Raw genomic sequence first — 21,700 nt, forward strand, 5'->3', positions numbered from 1 at the left:
ATCATATACCTAGTGTCATGTACGGGAACGCATCGATCTCGTCGATTACAACTAGGTCGAACTTGCGCCAAAACCGCAGGAGCTGATGCGTTGTCGCCAGCGTGATGTCTCCCGCTTCCCAGCGCTGCTGGCTGCCTCCGTACAGCGTGACGAGCGTATGCTGCGGAAAAGCGCGGCCTAACCGGGGCTGCAGCTCCAACACGACGTCGCGCCGCGGCGTTGCGATTAGAGCTTGTCCGCCGCGAGATAGTTCAAAATCGATCAGCGGGAAAATCATTTCCGTTTTGCCGGCACCGGTGACAGCCCAGATGAGGAAGCTCTGTGGAGAAGGCGATTCATCAGCCCGGTATACAGCCGGCAGTTCCGCTGTGTTACCTATTTCCCCTGCAGGCCTTGAACGTGAGAAATTAGCCCCACCGGTTTGCGCAGTGGTGGACTGCATGTGCGGGACAGGCACATCTCCGGATTTCACCGTGGCGGAATGAGTGCGCGAGACCGTGGCTTTACTCGGCCACCCACCAGCTCGCAAGCTCAAAAAGCGCACCGCCGCAGCAGAAGCTTCTTGCTGAGCAGGACTAAGACCCCAGCGCTGCAAATCCGGAGGCACATCGGCTGCCAGCGCAGCTGCGCCGATCGGCGCCGGTTTCCCCAATACGAGCAGGGAGCAGAATCGGCTGCGCCCCATCGTTAAGCATGCCTCGCAATAGCGGCAAACTTCACCGCAGGCTGCGCAAGCCGTCGCATATTGCTTCTCCTCCCCGCTACCGCAGCGACGACAGCGATAGACGGCCTTGTTCCCGAATTTCCAGAACCCCCTTTGCTGTTCTAAAGCCAAACCGTTCGTCAATTCGACCTCATCCAACAAATAGGCATATTGCACATATCGCCGCCATTGCTGCACCACTTCCTGCAGCCCCGACTCGCTTAGTAGATTCAGCATTTCATCACACAGCAGCGCTCTTCCGCTAAGCAACTGTCCTATGCGTGCAGCAACAGACTCTTCCGGCAAGGATTGCAATTCCGTAAATCGAGAATCCCCGCGAACATGCAGCCACTTTATTCCGCTCAGGCTATCCCCTGCAACCGAAGCCAGCTTTGCGCGCATCAGACCCTCGATTCGCTCTTGTGACATCCCGCTTCCATGATCCGTCTCCGTCCTATCCCGCATGGCATCCAGCCATAACGCTGCCCGCCCCATCGACAGCTGTTGATCGCCATAAATGAGCAATAGCGCTTCCCGCCGCACGCACCAATACTGCATGTCCACCTGAAGATCCAGCGACAATCGAAACTGCCAACGATTTTCTGCAAATACGCCATAGACATGGACTTTCATATTACAAAGTCGCCTCCTTAAAAAAGTATCTGATCACAAAAAAGCACACCCGGACCGGCCGCAATCGGCCAATCGGGGTGTGCTTCACGCCCATGACTGTATGATATTTCCATTGTACATAAACAACCGCCATACTGCAATAGTTTTACACCAATTCATTCCCGCAACCACCAAGGTAAACGCTTACGTTTATCTTGGCGAGCCGCGGCGAGCTCACCACTGCAGCCTCGGGAGCTTCGCTAAATCGTCAGCGTTATTCAACTCAATGACGACCAACTCTTCCTCCGCCCGATGGAGAGCCGTCTCTCTCTCCCACTGTCGCTCGATCAGCTCGATATGATGTCGTCCGTGCAGAACCGTCAGATCTGCGCCGAAGTATCGTTTGATTTTGGATACGATGGAGATGGTGTCGTCCGTCGAGCCTTCGTCCACGACCGTAATCTTCATAGGCTGCCCCTTCACCCAGGCGAACAGCAGCAGCAAGCGAACGTACCATTCCACCTGCAGCTGGTTGTTATGCGAAACCAGCACGAAATGTCGGATCGGCCTGACCTTCCGCTGCCCCCAAGCATGGGCGATATGAACCAACGCGATACACGCTCCGTAGCTGCCAATGATCCAAAGCAACGCTTCAATCATCGAGGCTCACCTCCCTTACTGGCAGTATATGCCGTAAGAGAGGAGAAGGTGTCGGTGAACAGGCCCGGGGGCCTATCCGTTTTTTGGGCGCATGCCTACAACGTGACCCATCCGTTCTTAATCGAGTTAATAACCGCTTGCGTACGGTCGTCAACTTCCATCTTCTGCAAAATGCTGCTGACGTGGTTTTTGACCGTTTTTTCGCTAATGAACAAATATTCGCCGATCATCTTGTTGCTCTTGCCCTCGGCCATCAGGCGCAGCACTTCCGCTTCCCTGCGGGTTAGCGGGCTGTTATCGTGCGGCACGTATTTCACGTCCGTTTCCTTCGTCGCCGAACCACCGTTCATGACGCCGATTTCGTCGAGGTAGGTCATCCGCCGCATCTGGTTGATTAGCTTGCCCGTCACCTTCGGGTGGATAAAGGCATGGCCTTGCGCGACCGCGCGGATCGCGTTAATGAGCGAGCCGGCTTCCATATCTTTCAGCAAGTAGCCGGTAGCGCCTTTGCGCAGCGTTTCGAATACGTAGCTTTCGTCGTCATGAATCGATAGAATGATGACCTTGATATCCGGGAAAATATCGCGCAGCCGCTCCGTCGCCACAACGCCGTTTTCGATGGGCATATTGATATCCATGAGCACGATTTCCGGTTTATGTACGTTGCAGAACTCCAGCACCTGAATGCCGTCGCCGCACTCGCCGATGACCTCGAGGTCGTCCTCCATGTTCAATATTCGCTTAAGTCCCTCCCGAAAAAGCTGGTGGTCGTCGGCGATCAATATTTTAATCGTGTGCTTGCCGTTCGTTCTAGCATCCATCTTGTTGACTACTCCTTCCCTTGCTCCACGCTGGTGGGGATGACGATCGTGACTCTGGTGCCTTGGCCGACCGTCGATTGGATATCCATACGCCCTTCGAGAAGTTCGACCCTCTCCCGCATGCCGATTAGGCCAAAATGAGAACCGTCCTTCGCTTGCTTCATATGCTGCTCGACCTGAAAGCCCCTGCCGTTATCCTGAACGGTCAGCTTGATCATCTTCTGCTGATAGGTAATTTCGAGCAAAACATAAGAAGCCTGCGCATGCTTCAGCGCATTCGTGAAAGCTTCTTGCACGAGACGGTACATGGCCGCCTCCATGGCGGACGGCAGGCGGATTTCCTTCCCGAACATTTCGAACGTCGTACGGATTTTTGTTTTCTCCTCAAAATCTTGAGAGTACTTGCGCAGTGTCGGCACTAAACCGAGATCATCCAAAGCCATCGGTCGAAGGTTGAATATGATTTTGCGAATTTCTTCCAGTCCGGAACGCACTTGTTCCTTCAAATCTATTAATTCGGCCTGTACCAGTGAAATCTCCTGCTTTGCGAGCATTCTTTCCGCAATTTCAGTCCGAAGTACTAGATTCGCCATCGACTGAGCCGGACCGTCGTGAATTTCCCGTGCAATGCGTTTCCGTTCCTCTTCCTGGGCCAAAATAATTTTGAGACCCAGCAGCTGCCGGTTTTTCGCGGATTCCAGAATTCGCGTCACTTGATTCAAATCGCCGGAGAGGTATTCCAGGACGACGCTGATCTGAGAGCCGATCGTACGCGCCCGCTCCACGGATTGCTCCAGGTTGCGGGCACGCTTCTGCAGATCGTCGCGGCGCGTTTTGAGATAGCTTTCTTTTTCCCGATAGACCATGAGCTCCAGTTGGAGCTGAGTCGCTTTCTCGTAAGCGGCTTTGATGTGGCTTTCGTTGTAGCGTTGAAAATCGCGGCTGACCTCGGTCAGATGGATCCGCGACCGCTTGTATTCAAGCTCCAGCCGATCCACCTTCTCGATCGTTTCCGTCGTCTCCTGCAGCACCTGCTGCAGCTCTTTCTGAAGAGACTCCATTTCGTTCCGCGCGCTTTCGAGAATCTCGAAAATTTGATATTTGCTGCTCTCCATCACTTCGATCGCATTTTTGATGACTTTGTCGATCGCGTCTGCCTGGAATTCCACTACAATCCGACTCCTATTCTTCGTCAACGCTTTTCTATCATCATATCATATCCGTAGCACGATATCATTGAATGGTGATCGATTTCGTCTTCGGGTCCCAGGCGACGGTCAATCCTAATTTTTCCGAAACGAGACGGAGAGGGACTAAAGTCCTGTTCGATTTGATGATCGGCGTGACTTCCGAAACGATCGATTGGCCGTTCAGAATCATATCCTGCTGGTTGATCCACATATCCAGAAGACGCTCGCCGCGCAGAATGGATACTTTCTTCTCCTTCGGATCCCATTGCACTTGCCCGCCGACCGCATCTACGATGAATTTGATCGGTACATAAGTCGAATCCTTGATCATGGCCGGCGCGACGTCAATCGTCATCGCTTTGCCGTTCACCTTCACCTGCTTCTTGCCCAGCGTCAGCTCCACCTTCGTGTTGACCAGCTTGGCCGGTTCATTCGGGTACAACAAACGGATGTTGTCAAAATAGAGTTCGCCCACCGCGGCCCGCTCGTCCTGACTTTCCGGAATGCTCGCGATATATAGGCGCTTCATCTTGATCGGATAAGCCAGATTGTACGGCCCAAGATCAACATTGACCGTTTTCCAGCCGGCCCAATCTACGTTTTTCGCCAGATCAATGCGAACCAGCTTGCCGTTGGCGTCGGTTACCTCTGCCCGCAGCCAGTTGAGGCTGTTGTCGCCGAAGATGTCGAGCTTCATCGCCTGAGGCTTTCCGTCAATCGCGATGCCCGAACCGTTGAACGCTGCGTAAGCCGCTTTGGTTCCCGTTCCTTGCGTAAAGTCATAGGCCAAACGCAGGACAGTCGTTTTCTCCGCCCCGGTTACGCCGGTCGCGAGACCCGCTTGACCGGTCGTTTCAGCCGGTGCCCCGGAGAACGAAATCGGGTACGTTGTTTTCTCGAACGATTCCCACATCTTCTCGGTACCTGCCCGAAGCGGCAGAACGGCACTGAAGCCGTCGTAGTGGGCGATGGCGTAGCCGAGAGTCGTATTGTCGCTTACCGACTGGATGTTCAGCGTATCGCCGTCTACCGAGCCCTTGAAGCCGCGCAGCTCCCACTTCACGGATTGCGGCGGCACAGAGCGGACGCGGCCGTCCTTCGTCGAAATCGTGACCGGCAGCTTGTAGCTTGCTCCTGCAGTTAGCGCAGGCGTTGCCGTATCGATCGACATCCGGTCGATCATGCTGCGGCCGACGACTTCCACGTCGATGCTCTGCTTCGCTTTGCCGGAAGTAACGGTGAGCTTCGCCTTGCCCGGCTTGGACGCCGTAAACGTATTGTTCTCGAACTTGCCGATCGTGCCGGAGCCGCTCCAGCTTGCCGGCATCGAAGAGCCGTCCACCGGGTTGTAGTACTCGTCGTACGCCTTCATCGTATACGTAGCCTGTTCGCCCACGAACAGCATCGTTTCGCCGGAGATGGCAATCCCCTTCACTTCGCCTTGCGGCGCCGTAGAGAATACGCCAAGTCCGTTGACGACCTTGCGCTGCGTCGTGCCGTACTCCGTCGGATGCGCGAGCTTCGTATCGAATTCACCGAGCGGACGGACCGCCATCTGCGTGGAACCGCCGCCGTCGAGGTTGACGCCCTTCCATACGCCGATCGAGGTCATTACTTTCTGGAACTCGCGCAGGCTAAGGCCGATGCTGCTGCCATAGTCTTGGGCCGTAATCAGATAGGCATATCGTCCGTCCTTGGAATAGCCGACGCCTGTACGCGAACGGAAGCTGCCCGCGTCGATCGAATTCGCCGGGCGGGTAAACTCGGCGATCGCTTTACCTTGGTCGACCAGCAGCGTATGGCCGCCGATCATCGTCTTGAACGCGTCGCTGCCGTATTGCTTCGACGAGTCGGTGTTGGACTGCAGCTTGTAATCGACCGTCACCGGATCGCCGACCTTCATATGTTGGACGACAAAATCCGCTGCTTTGCCGTGCGTTCTTAGTATGTATCCATCTGCCGGCACCGGGCCCGAGATCGGCGCTTTCACGGAGATTTGCGTGATCACATTGTTCTGGACCAGAACCTCGGTCGGCGTCGTTCCGCTGTCCTTGGGCCGATCCAATGCGCCCCAAGCGCTTGTATAGATGTAGATCGCATCGACGTGGCTATATTGCTTGGTCGGTTCCATCTGATAGGAAGCCTTGTTGATGCCTGCCAGATTGTATGTCGCGCCGTCCGCAGCCGTTACCGTGCCCTGAAACGTGAAGCTGTCGATCATCGGCGTCCCGCTTTTGGTTACTGCGAATGCATACATCCCCGTAAGCTGTGACGTCGACGATACGAACTGCCCACCCGTCACCTGCGGCCCAAGCGGCGCGCCTTCTTGCCCCGTCGCCCAATAGTCGCCGTTTATTCCCGCTACGGCGCCCGTTTCCTTCGTCATGTTCTTGACGCTGTTCAGCTTCGTATATTGCCCGCCAGAGCCGGTCATGACATCCAGCTTGACGTACGGGTTTTTCAGATCGACCTCGATGACGTTGATCGTCGTTTCCTCCGCTTTTCCGTTGCGAGTGATCGCCCATTGATACGTCTTCCGCTTAGCGCCGGAAGTGACCATCTGCTCATCTACAAGCTTTAGCGGGCTTTGCGAAGCCAAAGACTTCGTGCCGGCGCCTGAACCGTCACCCTCGTCGGTTGCAATTGCACCATCAGCAAAAACCGCGGTCTGCGCGACCAGCGGATGAATCAGCATCGTTCCCGATATCGCGACGGCAACCGCCGTTTTTCCCCATTTTTCGCCCACGCGGCGCGTTTCGTTCTTTCTTTCCATCCCGTAAACTCTCTCCCATCTCTATCTACTATAAATATTCTATAGAATTATAGACTCGCGTACCATGGAAAAAGTTACAGGAATGCAGGGAAAAAGGGCGATTTACCGCAAAAAAAAGCCGCCAATCTCACAATTTCGTGACATTGGCAGCTAGATTCTACCGCAGCTGTTATTAATTCATAAACTCTACATATTGCAGCAATCGTTTGATCATGGCGATCGCTTCCGCCCGCGTTGCATTGTTCTTCGGCTGGAACGAAGATGTCGTTACGCCGTTGATGATACCGGCATTAATCGCCTTGGCGACCGCCTCTCTGGCCCACGGGCTTATCTTCTTGTTATCGCCGAAACGGGAGAGCAGCACTTCCTGCTTGTTGCCCACATCGGAAACTTTACCCGTGAACTCCAGAGCGCGAACCATCATGAGCGCCATTTGCTCCCGTGTTACGAAATAGTTCGGCTGGAAGGATCCGTCCGGGTTGCCCTGGATGATGCCCGCAGCGGATGCCGCGCCGATGTAGGAAGCGAGTTGACCTTCACTCACGATATCGATGTAGTTTGTCGCCGAATCTTTATCTCCGGATAACCCGAGCGCTCGAGCAATGAAGATCGCGAATTCGGCGCGGGTTACCTTGGAGTTCGGCATGAAGTTATTATCGGTTGCCCCGTCGACAACCATCTTGGAGAGCAGCAGCTCAATATCTTTGCGACCCCAGTGATTGCTAATATCGGAGTAGGTCTTGTTATTCTTTACGATCGCATACGTGCTGTTGCCTCTGCGCTTAATCGTAACGATCGTATTGGTACCGTCGGATTTGAAGGTAGCCGGCACAAAAGTCAGCTTCTTCGTTTGCGGATCAAACCAGACGACGGACGTTTCATTTGCATTGACGGTTTTGTTCAGCTTCACGGTACGAGTGACGTATGCATTCAGCGCCACGTTGTCCTGATTGCCGTTGCCTGTTGCCGTCACCGTAAAATCAATCGGCTCCGCGATTGCGGCGGACAAGGATACCCCCATGTCGCTTAACGCTTGGGATCCCTTGCTTCCTGTCAGCCGTTCCATGTTGATGTTGATCCTCATGCCAACTGTCTCTACGCCAAGCGATTCTGCGAGTGCCGTGAAATCTACCGCTTGCAGAGGCAGCTCGTATTTCATGGTGTCGTACTCGACGACAAGGATTAAATCCGGCATATCGCCAACGGCTGTCTCCAGCAGTTTAGCCGGGAAGGTTACTCGTCCCGCTTTCTCCGTAGACGGAACGGTAAAGGTGAGCTTCTGCTCCTTGGCATCCTTGTCCTTCAGCAAAGCCAGCGCTTGGGTCAGCTTGTCCGTGTCCGGCGTATACTTGTTGACCGTCAGTCCGGAGAGCGAGGTTTCCGTCGCCGTGCGGGCAGCCGTCGTCTTCAGGCGAATTCCCCCGCGGTTCGGTATCGCTTCGACATAGTCGGGCAATGTGTCTCCCCAAGATGTTTCGTTCGTAGCATTGAACTTCAAGAAACTGGCGGCGACATTATTGCTTGCGTCCCTCGTTCCGGTTCCGCCCCCCGCATAGGAAACGGTAACGTTCGCCCCGATCGGAACAGCCGATTGCAACGTTAACGTAACCGTTCTGCCGCTTACCGCGGTCGAGGCGATGGGCTGCGATTTGTCGTCCACGTAAACGGTGAACAACGATTTCGGCGGAATCGACTTGGCGCTTAACTCCTCGTCATATGTCAACGTCAGCACCTTGCCTCTTGCGACAGCGTCGCTAATCTGAGGCGGCGTGCTGTCCGTTGCATTCGTTACGTAATAGGATGTAAGCCCCACAGCGTTATTTTTCGCCAAGTCCTGCAATGGCGTTGACGTTTGGGTGAAGCTGACTTCAACAACTTGTCCTTCTTTTACAGCGCTGTTCAACGTTAGTGTAACAGTATCGTTTTTGACCGCTACTGCCGTGACAAGTTTAACGGCATTATCCACTTTCACTACATAAGCGGACTTCGGCGGGATGGATTTTTCGTTCAGACCTTCGTTGTACGTGAGTGTCAGCGTCGTTCCTCTTACTTCCGCGCTCCGGATTTCCGGCGGTTTGGTGTCGATCATGTTGCGGACATAATAACCGCTTAAATTGGCTGCGTAGTTGCCGGTTGCATCCTTCAACGGATTGCCGCCCTGCGTATAGTTCACACTGATGGTTTGTCCGTCCGTTACGGCATAATCCAATGTCAGCAGCACGGAAGCGCCGCTGATCGTAGCATTCGTCACACTGCGCGAATAACCGTCAATCGTTGCAGAGAACTGGCTTGCCAGATAGGTATAGTTCAGATTGTTGTAGACTGTGAACAACGGCTCGCTATAATTCAATGTCATCAACGCTCCGGAAACCGTCGCACTCGTAATGGTTGGTAGCGTTGTATCGATCGTATTCACGACAACACGATTGGACAGATTCACCGCTTTATTCTTCGAAATATCCTGGATCGGATTAACACCCCGGATGTACGTCAATACGACGTTCTGACCTACCGGCACTTTGTACTGCAGCGTTAGCGTGATCGTCGTTCCGTTCATGGCGACATTCGTCACCGGATTGGACGAACCATTCACTGACACGCGAAAATCTACCGTTGTCGGCACAGAGGCAGTATCTAACGCTTTGTCATACGTAAGCACAATATACGACTCATTCGACATCACCGAGCTCGAAATCACGGGAACTTGTCTATCCAGGATCATGGTGCGGAAGTTCCACATATTCGTGCTTATGCCGGCGAATGCATTTTCGGCGATATCCTTGATCGCTCCCGGATCGATGATCACATAATATGGCGTGTCGTTAAGCAGATCCTGTTTCGGTTTGATGCGCAGCACTTGACTTTCCGCCAAATCGAACGTAATCGGCAAACGGGAAGTGGAACCCGCCTTATACAATGAAATCTTCGTGCTGTCCGAGATCTTGACGGGCTCCGAGAAGCGGACCAACAAGGTTTCATCCACTCTAACATTAATCGCATCGTCTGCTGGGGTAAGGGAGACGACGGTCGGTTTGATTTGATCCGTTGATGCCGTCTTAAAGCTCCATCCCGTCGGACCGCTTATACCGGCGAATTTTACGCCGAATGCATCCTTGAACGCTTCGTTGTCAATCTCAACATAATACTGTGTATCCGCGGCCAATACGCCTGGGTTGATCGTGATCTGCGTAGTCCCTCCGCCCGTAACGTCGGAGTGCGTCGCCTGGATCGTTTTCCGATATACGGAATCGGTTGTTTTCCTCAAGACAATATTACCGCTGCCGGGGTAAACCTTTTTATTGAAGTTAATTTTCAATTTATCATTGATCGTCGCGCTGCCACTTGGCCATACCGCTGTTTTATCCAGTACGACCGTATCCTTCGTCGTGAAATTCCAAGTCAAGGCATCGTTGATCCCTGCAAAATAGTTGCCGTATTCGTCCTGGAACGAATTTCCGTCTATCAATACATAATAGGCCGTCCCTGCAGCCAAAGGATTGTTCAGCGTAATCTTCAAATTCTGTCCAGAAGCATCCAGGTCCGTACTCTTAATCTGGACCGACGCAACCGGCGTATTGTCCGAAATAACTTTGACATATGCCGTGGCAGTGCCTGCAATCGATACCTTTTTGCTAAAATGGGCCGTCAATTCCGTAGGCGGAGCGATATCCGTCGAATTATCGGCAGGTACCATACTATCGATCACCGGCGGTACATTCTGAGCGGGTGAAGGCGTAGTTCTGAACTCCCATGACTTATCTACGATGCCGGCATACGGATTCCCTGATGCATCCGTGAATGCCCCGGAATCGATCTGAACGTAATATTTTTCACCGGTTGACAGCAGAGTAGGCTTGATGGTTATTTCAGTAGTTGCATTTCCGGTGACATTCGGCTGTCTCACTTCAATACTTTCTACAGGTGCGTTAGTCGCCGAGTTATAGATCTTGATGGATTTTCCTGCAACGGTGAATACCGGCTCGTCAAAGCTAATCTTCAGTGCAGCACTGGTACTATCAATTGGAGTAACAGCGTTCGCGGGAAATACCGCTGTCTTTAATGGAGCTGTGATGTCGTCTTTCCCTGTCTGGAATCGCCACGTCATTAGCGGCGATGGAACGGCTCCATTGACGAATGCTCCCTCTGGAATTTCGATCGTATACCACGTATCTTCCACTAATGTCCCGACGCCTGGGTTGATAATTACTGTATCTCCGGATATCGTTACCGATGGGTCTGCGGGGTCTATATCGATAGAGGTATTGTCCGGCTTAATAATCTTGATCTTTCCGCTCCCCGCCGCATAGGTTGTTCCGGTTGCGAAGAATACAGCAAGCTTCGTCTTGATCGGCACATTCACCGTGTTGTTCGCAGGCAATGTATCGAATGCGGCCGCGGCAATCTTAACCTCTTTACTCAACGGCTTCGCATACGCAACCGGGCTGTTAGCCGCCCCAAACAACATAGAAACGCAAAGTGATGCTGTAGTGAATAACGACATTCGTTTCTTCCAATTCAAACCAATTCCTCCCTCGTCATCAGCAAAACTATATGATTAGCGAATCGCAATTTCTATTTATACTCTTCTATTTTCGGTATTTTGGCGCTCGATTGTTAGGGACTACCGGCGTAATCTAAGTTTATTCAACATAAATTGACAACATCCTTGTGAATAAGCAAAAAAGCTCTTTTCACATAAGAGCTTGCTGAGAACATGTGCAATTATACTTACGTCCACTTTACTTGCTCAAATAGAGTGTGATGCCTTTCATGCAAAAAACCCGGCCATTCGGATCACTCCGAACAACCGGGCTCTATAGTTACAATATTAAGCCAGAGCTTCCTTCTTCAACTGCTCCGCTTTGTCGACGCGCTCCCAAGGAAGATCTACGTCGGTACGGCCGAAGTGACCGTATGCTGCGGTTTGACGGTACAGCGGTTTGCGAAGGTCAAGCATCTTGATGATGCCGGTTGGACGCAGGTCAAAGTTGTTGTTGATGACTTCAACCAGCTTCTCTTCGCTTACTTTGCCCGTGCCGTACGTATCCACGCTGATCGAAACCGGGTTCGCTACGCCAATTGCGTAAGCAAGCTGGATTTCGCATTTGTCGGCAAGGCCTGCTGCAACGATGTTCTTCGCAACATAACGAGCTGCGTACGCTGCGGAACGGTCCACTTTCGTCGGATCCTTACCGGAAAATGCGCCGCCGCCATGGCGTGCATATCCGCCGTACGTATCAACGATAATTTTACGGCCTGTTAAGCCGGCATCGCCTTGCGGTCCGCCGATAACGAAACGGCCTGTTGGGTTAATGAAAAATTTGGTTTGATCGTCAAGCCATTCCTGCGGAACGACTGGCGCAATAACATGCTCGCGAATATCCTTCTGGATTTGCTCCAAAGTCACTTCTTCGGCATGCTGTGTCGATACGACAATCGTATCTACACGTACGGGCTTGTCATCCACATACTCAATCGTAACTTGCGTTTTACCGTCCGGACGGAGGTATTCCAGCGTACCGTTCTTACGGACTTCAGACAAACGACGAGCGATGCGGTGGGACAAAGCGATCGGCAGCGGCATCAGTTCAGGCGTTTCGTTCGTTGCAAAACCGAACATTAATCCTTGGTCGCCAGCTCCAATGTTCGCTGTTTCCGCTTCGGCATCGCCTTCGCGAGTTTCGAGCGCGGAGTTAACGCCTTGCGCGATGTCAGCAGACTGCTCGTTCAGCGACGTCAATACGGCGCAAGTGCTGGCGTCGAAGCCATATTTTGCACGCGTATACCCGATTTCGCGGATCGTGTTGCGCACGATCGAAGGGATATCCACATAATCCGCCTTCGTGCTGATTTCGCCAATAACAAGAACAAGACCTGTGGCTACGGACACTTCGCAAGCTACGCGAGCATTCGGATCGTTCGCAAGGAAAGCGTCAAGCACAGCGTCGGAAATTTGATCACATATTTTATCCGGATGTCCTTCGGTAACGGACTCGGAAGTAAACAGGCGCCGGCCTTTGATTGCCATAATATCGACCTCCATAACTATAGTATGTAAAAAATAATTGACGGCTACACAAAAAATGAACCTTTTCCGGTTGGAAAAGGTTGTTCAACAGACCTTCAAATAGTTATATTACTGGATTTGTCGTTTCGTGTCAATGAAAAGCCCGATCAATCAGACTGTTAAAATAAGTGCAATTGTCCAATTATTACTTCAACCCAAGCAACGCTTGTTCCGCTTGCTGCACTAACCTTTTCGTGATCGTTCCACCTACAGCACCGGTATCGCGCGAAGCGATATGACCCCAATAATCTTCCTTCACAGAGCCCGCCGTGAAAGTGCCTAGTTCGGTTGCAAATTCCGTATCCATGCTGCCGATGCCGCTTCTGCCGACCGGTAAACCAAGCTCCGCCGCAATTTCGTATTTGAGCTGATCCAGAGCTTGCTTCGATTCCGGTACGATTTTGTTATTACGACTTCTCGCCATACACAGTTCCTCCTCACGGCTTCATGAAAGCCGATTGTGATGTTCACCCGGAAGGTGTAACTATAGTATGGTTAGATTTAAGGAAAGAAAACTGTATAAATTGTTGTTAGCGGCGGTAAAATAAGATTGCCCATTTTTATAATTTTTCGAATAGACGGTTATTCCTACTCAGAAACTGCACTACATCACTCGGTACCACTTTTATAATTTGAGATGTATACCCATTCTCCAACACACCCAGTTCAATTGCTAACAACAGGTTGAGTTGCTATTACTTTATTATTACTCCTCTTATTTTTCCTTAGTATTCCCACTTCTTCTACGAAGTAATAACTAACTGAAGATACCACAAGAAGAAGAACAATGTATAGAAGAACAAAGTATTTTAATGACAAGAAATTAAGTACCTCCATCTTTTTAAAAACTACTAGTAGAGGGTAGTTCCACAAATATAATGAGTAGGAGATCTTCCCGAACCAAGCGAGAAACGTTTTTGCGTTTTTGGCTAGGTATATAACAATAAATATAAGCACCGATAAAAGCAGGTAATATAGATTAAGTCCTAACATTGATGTGACTTTTATAAAATGCGACCCGCAGATTAACGCTATGCTGGATAGAACCATTACCCAACTCAACCATTTAGGAGGGTTTATTTTATCTAACCATTTAATTGACTTCCATAACAATATCCCGGCACCAAAGAAAACAAACTGCCCTGGTAGTTGATATGAAAGCCATAATATCGTTTCTTTGACCGGTACGTTGAATACTGGATTCGGTTTGAAAAACTCCACTAAAAAATTCAAATATCCGAATTCCAACAAAACAAGATACAACATAGATAAGACAGTTAATACAATGATATTTGCGATTGAGTTAAACCAATAAAAAATAAACGGAACCACAAGATACCAAACCATTTCGATGCACAAAGTCCAATACGAATTATTTATTCCGAATCCTAATGATTTTGCAATAAAATACTCCATGAAAAAGAAATGTTGAATAACTTGCCAGAGAAATCCCTTTGAAAAAATCCAGTTATAATCTAAAAACATGGGAACGAGCAAAATCACAAAAATGAGATTGATGTAATATGCCGGGACAATCCTCCAAAAACGGTTACTAAAATATATTTTTGTTCCGACTAACTTACCATTGCTTTCGACATTCTTCTTATAAGAAGCAACTAACAAAAAACCACTGATGATAAAAAAAAGTTTAACGCCGAGGAATCCGAAATTTTTAACCACGTCGTTATTTATTTGCATAACGAGGAAAAAGTGATAAATAACTACTAAAATCGCAGAAAGTCCTCGTAATTCGTCAACTTTATCATTTCTAAACAATAAAACTCATCCTTTACCGCTTTTCCGTTCATTATCTCCTATCATTTTCCTGTTTGTCAATCAACAACTTCCTTTTGTCGATTATCCTCTAACTCTAGCTTCTTGATTGTTGTCTATCGATTCACATTATATGGAGTTGGGTCTGAAGTAAATTCTGACGTGTAATATTTAGGTGCATATGTTATAGCACCAGGTACCACGGATTCGCCTCAGATTAATGTATACACGATTCATAATTTTTTTTCTTTTATTGGAGGCAACCGAGACCGGCTGCAGGAATGATTGCTTTTTAAATTTTCCTCATGGTTTCAGCTTCCCAAAGCGCTCATCCATCAAATAATCCTTCGCGAACTCATTGGCACGTATCCACGAAGCATGGGTTCCCGCGTCGGTCCACCAGCCTTCAATTACGTCGTATGTAAGCTGGCCATAACGAATATATGCATTATTAACATCTGTAATTTCCAACTCGCCACGTCCCGATGGCTCTAATTTTTTTATAATATCAAAAACATGCCGATCGAACATATAAATACCGGTTACCGCATAATTGCTTTTCGGCGCAGATGGCTTCTCTTCAATGCCGACAATGCTGTTTCCGTCCAGTTCAGGTACTCCGTATCGTTCAGGGTCCTCAACTTGCTTGATCAGAATTTTAGCCCCTCTGCCTTGCTCATTGTACCTTTCAACTATTGGAGCAATTTCATCTGAGAATACATTATCTCCAAGAATAACAATCATGGAATCGTCTCCGACAAAATGCTCTGCAAGCCCTAATGCTTGCGCAATGCCTCCAGCTTGATCCTGCACCTTATATGTTAAGCTCACACCGAATTCACTGCCACTGCCAAGCAAATTAACGACGTCCCCCATATGATCTTTGCCGGTTACAATTAGAATATCCGTTATATTCGCCATCAAAAGCTTTTGAATGGAATAGTAGATCATTGGATATTTCCCAACCGGCAATAAATGTTTATTGGTTACTTTTGTCAACGGGTATAAACGAGAACCGGTACCACCTGCCAAAATAATCCCTTTCATCGGTTGACCGCCTCCATCCATTTAGTCCTAATACGCATTTTTGTTTATAAAACCATTGATCACAGTTAGGTAAATAATTCGTATATCAAATAAAAACGACCAATTCTCGATGTAAAATATATCATGCTTAATTCTTTCTTCAATCGACGTATCGCCTCGTAGCCCATTTGATTGTGCCCACCCGGTTATACCAGGACGAATATGATGTTTAACCATATACTTAGGGATTTCTTCCTTAAATTGCTCGACGAAAAAGGGGCGTTCCGGCCGTGGCCCTACAACGCTCATATCGCCCTTCAGTACATTGAAAAACTGCGGTAGTTCGTCAAGACTCGTTTTTCGCAAAAAACTGCCGAATTTCGTTTTACGAGGATCGTTCTCCGTCGTCCATTGCGTTTCCGAAACATCCTTAGGTAAATCAATCATTGATCGGAACTTATACATGGCAAAGATGCGCCGGTTTAAGCCGACTCGTTCCTGCTTAAATAAAATTGGCCCCTTCGAGGTGAATTTAACACCAAGAGCAATCAGCAAGAGCAATGGAGATAGGACGATAATTACCACCAGTGCAAACACTATATCAAACATACGTTTGAATAAACGGTTTCGCAATTCATCCAACGGCACCTCACGTACATTAATGAGCGGAATGCCTGCAAAGTTGTCGAAATGCGGACGTGCTGGCAAGATATCGAAGAAATCGGGGATAATCATGAGTTTAACGCCGGCTTTCTCGCAAATCGAGACGATATTTCCGAATTTGTCATGAGCAGTAAGCGGTAGAGCAATGATTACTTCATCTATCATGGTTCTATTGAGTGTCTTCTCCAAATCATCCAACTTACCTATGATTGGTCTATAGAGTGAACCATTTGGATCATGCTCCTGCTGGTAATCATCCAAAAATCCAACAATCTCATAACCTAGCTCCGAATGTTGCTGAAGATTTTTATGAAAACGCCTGCCCAACGTCCCGGCACCAAGGATGAGAACAAACTGTTTATTGTAGCCTTTGGAACGAAAATGACGTAAACCCCGTTTAACCGAATATCGAAAAATACTCACTAATACGATATTGGTAACAATAAAAATAACCAAGTATTCTCGTGAAATATCGACTTCCTTCAAGATGAACAAGACGCTCAAGTGTATGAAAAAACTAATAGCGTGCGTTTGCATTATTTTAAAAGCCTCGAATGCAAATGTTCTTTTACGCTTTGGTGAATACAATGCAACAAGATATCCAACGATAATACTAATGGTTCCGTAAACAAGACTCCAATAAAAGTATGTTTTCATTGACAACGCGATGTCTCCGGAAATTATTCCGCTATAGAACTTGACCCACCACGCGAAGAGAAAAGCAAATTGAACCAGGAAAAAGTCAGACATCGCATAAATTTGCGACAAAAATCTTTGATTTTGTCTTATCATTCCTCGACGCTCCTCCTCCAGATTCCCGAACTTGTTATTTCGTCGGCATAAATCGTCTAACAATCATCGCAAGACTTAAATTAGTACAAATTCCTAAATAGACAAGTAAAGTCACAATTAAGTTGTATTTCTTTCTATAATGCTTATTATAAAAAAGCAGCATTGCCCTATGAAACTCATAGATAATTTTGGCCGGTTTATTCTTACTACTAGCGCTTTTATGGTGAATAATTGTTGTTTTCGGATAATATACGATTTCCCATCCGGCTTTTTTAATCCGATAGCACCAGTCGATATCATCGCCATACATAAAATAGTCTTCGTCAAGGAGGCCAACCTGTTCTATAACTTCCTTTCGAACCACCATAAAAGCCCCAACCAAACAATCTACCGGATATATTTCATCTGGGTCAAGATGCCCTAGCTGATATTGGTTGAATCTCGGATTTTTTGGAAATAATCTGTTCATGCCTGTTACATAATAGAACGAAGCACTTGGTGTCGGAAACCCCCGCCGCGATGCTTTATCCAACGTGCCGTCGGGCAATACGATCTTACAACCACTCGCACCAACCCTTTTATTTTCCTCCATAAAATTCAGAACAATATCCAGCGTATCTGTTTCAATAACCGTGTCAGAATTTAATAAGAGTACATAGTCACCCTGCGATTGTCGTATGGCTTGATTGTTAGCTCTTGAAAATCCCAAATTTTCTGTATTTGAAATTAATTTTACTTGTGGGAATTCTTCTCTGATTCTTTCCACCGACTGATCTTTCGAGGCATTGTCAACGACAAAAACCTCGAAAAGATAGTTGGTCTTTGAAGCAAAAACTGAACGAATTGCATTTAGAGTCAAATCACATGTATTATAACTAACAATAATGATACTTAAGTCCATCGGATCCACCATTTCGGATTTATTATAATTCCACCTATTGGAGATGTCCTTTAAGTGCTAAATAATCCTTCAGCCCTTGTTGCCAAGAAGGCATTTGAATATATCTGTTCAACTTCGAATTGTCCAAGTCGCTCCGAGCGGGTCTCTTAGCTTTGGTAACAAACTCGCCAGTCGTTACAGGGCTCAAATCAGCTTCTGTACCTGTTTGCTTAAAAATCTCTCTGGCAAAGTCATACCAGCTGCATTCGCCTTCTCCAGAACAGTTATATACTCCATAATCATTGACATTTAGATCTATAAACGTTTTAATCGCTTTGGCAATATCAAATGTATGTGTTGGAGACATGATTTGATCGGCGACAACTTTTAAAGATTTCCCTTCCCTTGCCATCCGTAGCATCGTTTCGACAAAGTTTCCACCTTTTCCGCTTGCTCCGGCTTCTCCGAACAAAGATGAAACTCGAAATATAAAATATTGATCGTGATAAGCCTGTATAAAATATTCTCCTGCCAGCTTTGAATTCCCATAAACACTAAGCGGACTAGGAGCATCTTCTTCTGTGTAGGCAGCACCTTTCTGTCCACTAAATACATAATCCGTGCTGATGTGAATAAGTGTTCTACCGTTTTTTTTGCAATACTTTGCCATTTCGGCTACAGCAATTGCATTTACGGTAAAAGCTTTGGCTGCGAAGTCCTCACATTCATCCGTCTTATGGTAAGAGGTACAATTGATTAAATAATCAAAATCTCGGTATCCTTCAAGAAAACCGATAATTTTATCTGGAGTCTCAACATCCATGTCTTTTCGAAAAACAGGAAAGACCTCGTGTGTAGAGCCATGAAAACACCTTTGAACATCGCTTCCGAGTTGTCCGTTTGCTCCAAGAAGCAGAATCTTTGCCATGATATCATTCCTTTACAGATCAATAATACCGCCGTACATCTCTATACTCTTGATGATCTTATGCCACTTAATCAAATCTTTATACCACCCGAGTGTAATCGTTTGATCCATACTGTTAAGCTTTCCGCTTTCCAATGCTTCGTATATTTCTTTGGCTCCATCTGCGGCCGTCCACCTAGCTTCCCAATTAAGCATTGTATTAATTTTATCGAAGCTTACACGGTACGATCGGTGGTCAGGGTCACCGTACCAGTCAATTTTAACTTCTTTGGGTAGAGCGCTGGATATTTCTTCAGCCAACTTACCGAGTTGATAGTTGTTCCGATTAGATCCAACATTAAAAATTTGTTTATTAATTACCTTAGAATCAGCTTCAAGCAATAAACACATCACATCAGTCGTATCTTGCACGTGAACCATTGGTCTCCATTGGGACCCGTCTCGCATTAATGGGATTACACCAGTCTTCCATGCTCCAAGCGTCATGCCGTTGATCGCAAGATCGAACCTCATCCGCGGCGAGTAGCCATAAACTGTCGCCTGTCTCATAACAACAACCGTGAATTGTTCATCCGCTAATGGAAGTACTCCTTCTTCAGCCTTTTCGTTGGCTTTGGCGTAGGTCGTAAGTGGATTGGTCGGCGATTGTTCATCAACAATGACATCATTGTCGACAAAACCATATATACTGCAGGACGATGGCAAAATATAGCGGGTAACACCTAGTTTCTTAGCGATGGTTGCCGTGCTCACCCTTGAAATGTGGTTGATTTGATAGGTGGCTTCGCTAAAGAGTTCACCGCTTGGATCATTTGAAATAGCAACCAAGTCAATGACCGCATCGACACCGGCAAAGTACTCCTCTTTGATTCTTCTTGTATCATCTTTGATAATCGTCAGCCGTTCGTGATTTTCTAGCTTGTCCTCTCCAAAAAAGTAACGATCTAACGCTTTTACGCGATACCCTCGATCTAACAGCTTCGGTACGAGGACGCTACCAATATATCCTCCTGCACCAGTAACCAGAATTGTTTTCATCTATTATTTCCCCTTTATTCGAAGTTGATTTCTGCATCTTTTAATAACGGTTGATTTTTGTCTTTGTCCGATAGAATCGGAGTGGATGTAGGCCAATCAATACCAAGAGCCGGGTCGTTCCACAAAATCCCGCGGTCATGCTCCGGCGAATAATATTCATCCACCTTATACATAATTTGAGTATTGGGCACCAATGTACAAATTCCATGTGCAAAGCCTTTCGGCACTACAATCTGTCTCTTGTTCTCAGCCGATAGGATAACGCCGACCCATTGACCAAAAGTCGAAGAACTTTGGCGGATATCAACAACGACATCATAGATTGCACCAGTTAGAGCGCGTACGATTTTTGTTTGAGCTTTCGGATTCATTTGATAATGCAAGCCTCGAATTGTACTAGCTTCAGCAGAAAGGGACTGATTATCTTGAATAAGCTTATATTCTAAGCCGAGCTCATCCATAACCTTTTGATTATAGCTTTCCATAAAATAGCCACGGTGATCACCAAATACTTTAGGTTCAAGAATATAAACGCCTGAAAGCTTTGTTTCAATAATCTTCATACTTCACACTCCTTGTTTTTTTCAATTTCATCAACGACAAATTTTGCAAATGGTATCGAGCAAGTAAATGCAGGGGAAACTGCATTCAATACATGCATTGACCTTCGATCACCTTCAATTACAAAATCTTGGACGAGTTCAAGCGTCTCTTTGTTCAATAGTTGCGCGCGGATTCCGGGTTTAAGGAATTCTCCGAACCCTTGTCGATCAATATGTTTCACCATTTTTAGCGATAAATTAATGAAATTCGATTTGATATACTTCTTCATTTCGCTCCAGGCTAGCGATCGGAAATTAAAAGAATTTTTAAAAAATAACTTCGATTCATAATATAAAATCTGAAAAAACTCGTTTAATTTAAAGCGGTGCATCCCCTTATAGTTCTCCCGCCAGAAAGCTGGTATTGCCGTTGGGCCGATTTTTATGTCGTTGTTCACTGTTTTTGTGAAATGTACCCCTAAGAAAGGATTTTTCAAATTGGGTACCGGATAAATATTGGTTACAACATCGGACTTATTTTTCGCATATTTCAAATAAATACCTTTGAAAGGTATAATCGTATACTTCTGCCCGAAACCAAACTGATGTGCCACTGAATCTGCATATAATCCGGCCGCGTTAATAAAATAGTCACAAGAGAAGTTCCCCCTGCTTGTTCGTATAATATTATCTCCGTTGTGCCCGATATACTGGGTTTCGAATAAAAATGAAATCCCATTGTTCATATTTTCTTTCTTAAATGCCTGGCAAACTTCAACAGGATCGACTGATGCCGTATTGGGCGAGTAAAGGGCCTTTTGAAATGTTCTTACATTCGGTTCAATTCTCTGTGCTTCGGCTTCATCCAGCCAAACAAGCTCCACTCCATTAAGATCGGCTCTTCTTTTCAATTCATGAAGGCCTTTAAGCTCTTCTTCATCCGTGGCTACAACCAACTTGCCGCAATAATTGATTTTTAATCCATACTGCTCGCAGAATTCTTTTAAGGCTAAATTACCATCCCTCGTAAACTTGGCTTTTAGGCTATCTGCAGTATAATAGAAACCCGCGTGAAGAACCCCACTGTTTCTTCCGCTTGAGTGCATGGCTACATCGGATTCTTTTTCTATCACAGCAATGGACGAATCAGGATAACGATTGCGCAACTCCCGCGCTATTGCCAGACCAATGATTCCAGCACCAGCAATTAAATAATCATAACGTTCCATTTG

Annotated in this window: 16 protein-coding genes; all 16 read right to left on the reverse strand. The window is 47.4% G+C overall.

The genetic code is table 11. The features are described from left to right. Position 1: 1 nt before the first annotated feature. The 16 genes from AC0LWM_RS04300 to lhgO all read right to left on the reverse strand — a co-directional run bounded on the left by AC0LWM_RS04300 (position 2) and on the right by lhgO (position 21,697). Entirely contained in the window at positions 2 to 1,336 is a 1,335-nt protein-coding gene (locus tag AC0LWM_RS04300; protein ID WP_474673668.1) for a DEAD/DEAH box helicase, read from the reverse strand. A gap of 213 nt (positions 1,337 to 1,549) precedes the next feature. Further along, on the reverse strand, positions 1,550 to 1,975 hold the full coding sequence (locus tag AC0LWM_RS04305) for a hypothetical protein (RefSeq protein WP_474673669.1): 426 nt from the start codon (positions 1,973 to 1,975) through the stop codon (positions 1,550 to 1,552). Positions 1,976 to 2,070: 95 nt separating this feature from the next. Further along, positions 2,071 to 2,796: a response regulator gene (locus AC0LWM_RS04310; protein ID WP_474673670.1), complete on the reverse strand. Its 726-nt coding sequence runs from the start codon at positions 2,794 to 2,796 to the stop codon at positions 2,071 to 2,073. 8 nt (positions 2,797 to 2,804) lie between these two features. Next, positions 2,805 to 3,965, reverse strand: coding sequence for a sensor histidine kinase (locus tag AC0LWM_RS04315; RefSeq protein ID WP_474673671.1), 1,161 nt, complete (start codon positions 3,963 to 3,965; stop codon positions 2,805 to 2,807). Between the two features lie 64 nt (positions 3,966 to 4,029). Continuing rightward, positions 4,030 to 6,759: a stalk domain-containing protein gene (locus AC0LWM_RS04320; protein ID WP_474673672.1), complete on the reverse strand. Its 2,730-nt coding sequence runs from the start codon at positions 6,757 to 6,759 to the stop codon at positions 4,030 to 4,032. A 172-nt stretch (positions 6,760 to 6,931) separates the two neighbouring features. Beyond that, the gene (locus tag AC0LWM_RS04325; RefSeq protein ID WP_474673673.1) at positions 6,932 to 11,278 is read right to left on the reverse strand and encodes an Ig-like domain-containing protein; all 4,347 of its coding nucleotides are present in this window, start codon (positions 11,276 to 11,278) and stop codon (positions 6,932 to 6,934) included. Between the two features lie 309 nt (positions 11,279 to 11,587). Continuing rightward, on the reverse strand, positions 11,588 to 12,787 hold the full coding sequence (metK, locus tag AC0LWM_RS04330) for a methionine adenosyltransferase (RefSeq protein WP_474673674.1): 1,200 nt from the start codon (positions 12,785 to 12,787) through the stop codon (positions 11,588 to 11,590). Positions 12,788 to 12,971: 184 nt separating this feature from the next. Further along, the gene (locus AC0LWM_RS04335; protein WP_474673675.1) at positions 12,972 to 13,250 is read right to left on the reverse strand and encodes an alpha/beta-type small acid-soluble spore protein; all 279 of its coding nucleotides are present in this window, start codon (positions 13,248 to 13,250) and stop codon (positions 12,972 to 12,974) included. 242 nt (positions 13,251 to 13,492) lie between these two features. Then, positions 13,493 to 14,602 (reverse strand): acyltransferase family protein, encoded by a 1,110-nt coding sequence (locus AC0LWM_RS04340; RefSeq protein ID WP_474673676.1) that lies wholly within the window; start codon positions 14,600 to 14,602, stop codon positions 13,493 to 13,495. A 300-nt stretch (positions 14,603 to 14,902) separates the two neighbouring features. Continuing rightward, positions 14,903 to 15,646: a sugar phosphate nucleotidyltransferase gene (locus tag AC0LWM_RS04345; RefSeq protein WP_474673677.1), complete on the reverse strand. Its 744-nt coding sequence runs from the start codon at positions 15,644 to 15,646 to the stop codon at positions 14,903 to 14,905. Positions 15,647 to 15,673: 27 nt separating this feature from the next. Next, positions 15,674 to 17,080: an undecaprenyl-phosphate glucose phosphotransferase gene (locus AC0LWM_RS04350; protein ID WP_474673678.1), complete on the reverse strand. Its 1,407-nt coding sequence runs from the start codon at positions 17,078 to 17,080 to the stop codon at positions 15,674 to 15,676. Positions 17,081 to 17,114: 34 nt separating this feature from the next. Continuing rightward, positions 17,115 to 17,981, reverse strand: coding sequence for a glycosyltransferase family 2 protein (locus AC0LWM_RS04355; RefSeq protein WP_474673679.1), 867 nt, complete (start codon positions 17,979 to 17,981; stop codon positions 17,115 to 17,117). 34 nt (positions 17,982 to 18,015) lie between these two features. After that, entirely contained in the window at positions 18,016 to 18,888 is an 873-nt protein-coding gene (gene rfbD, locus AC0LWM_RS04360; protein ID WP_474673680.1) for a dTDP-4-dehydrorhamnose reductase, read from the reverse strand. Between the two features lie 12 nt (positions 18,889 to 18,900). Continuing rightward, the gene (locus tag AC0LWM_RS04365; protein WP_474673681.1) at positions 18,901 to 19,926 is read right to left on the reverse strand and encodes an NAD-dependent epimerase/dehydratase family protein; all 1,026 of its coding nucleotides are present in this window, start codon (positions 19,924 to 19,926) and stop codon (positions 18,901 to 18,903) included. Between the two features lie 14 nt (positions 19,927 to 19,940). Then, complete coding sequence (gene rfbC, locus AC0LWM_RS04370; RefSeq protein ID WP_474673682.1) at positions 19,941 to 20,489, reverse strand: dTDP-4-dehydrorhamnose 3,5-epimerase; 549 nt, start codon at positions 20,487 to 20,489, stop codon at positions 19,941 to 19,943. Then, positions 20,486 to 21,697: an L-2-hydroxyglutarate oxidase gene (gene lhgO / locus AC0LWM_RS04375; protein ID WP_474673683.1), complete on the reverse strand. Its 1,212-nt coding sequence runs from the start codon at positions 21,695 to 21,697 to the stop codon at positions 20,486 to 20,488. Before lhgO ends, rfbC begins: the two co-directional genes overlap by 4 nt. Positions 21,698 to 21,700: the final 3 nt, after the last annotated feature.

The sequence above is a fragment of the Paenibacillus sp. sgz302148 genome, assembly GCF_056120465.1.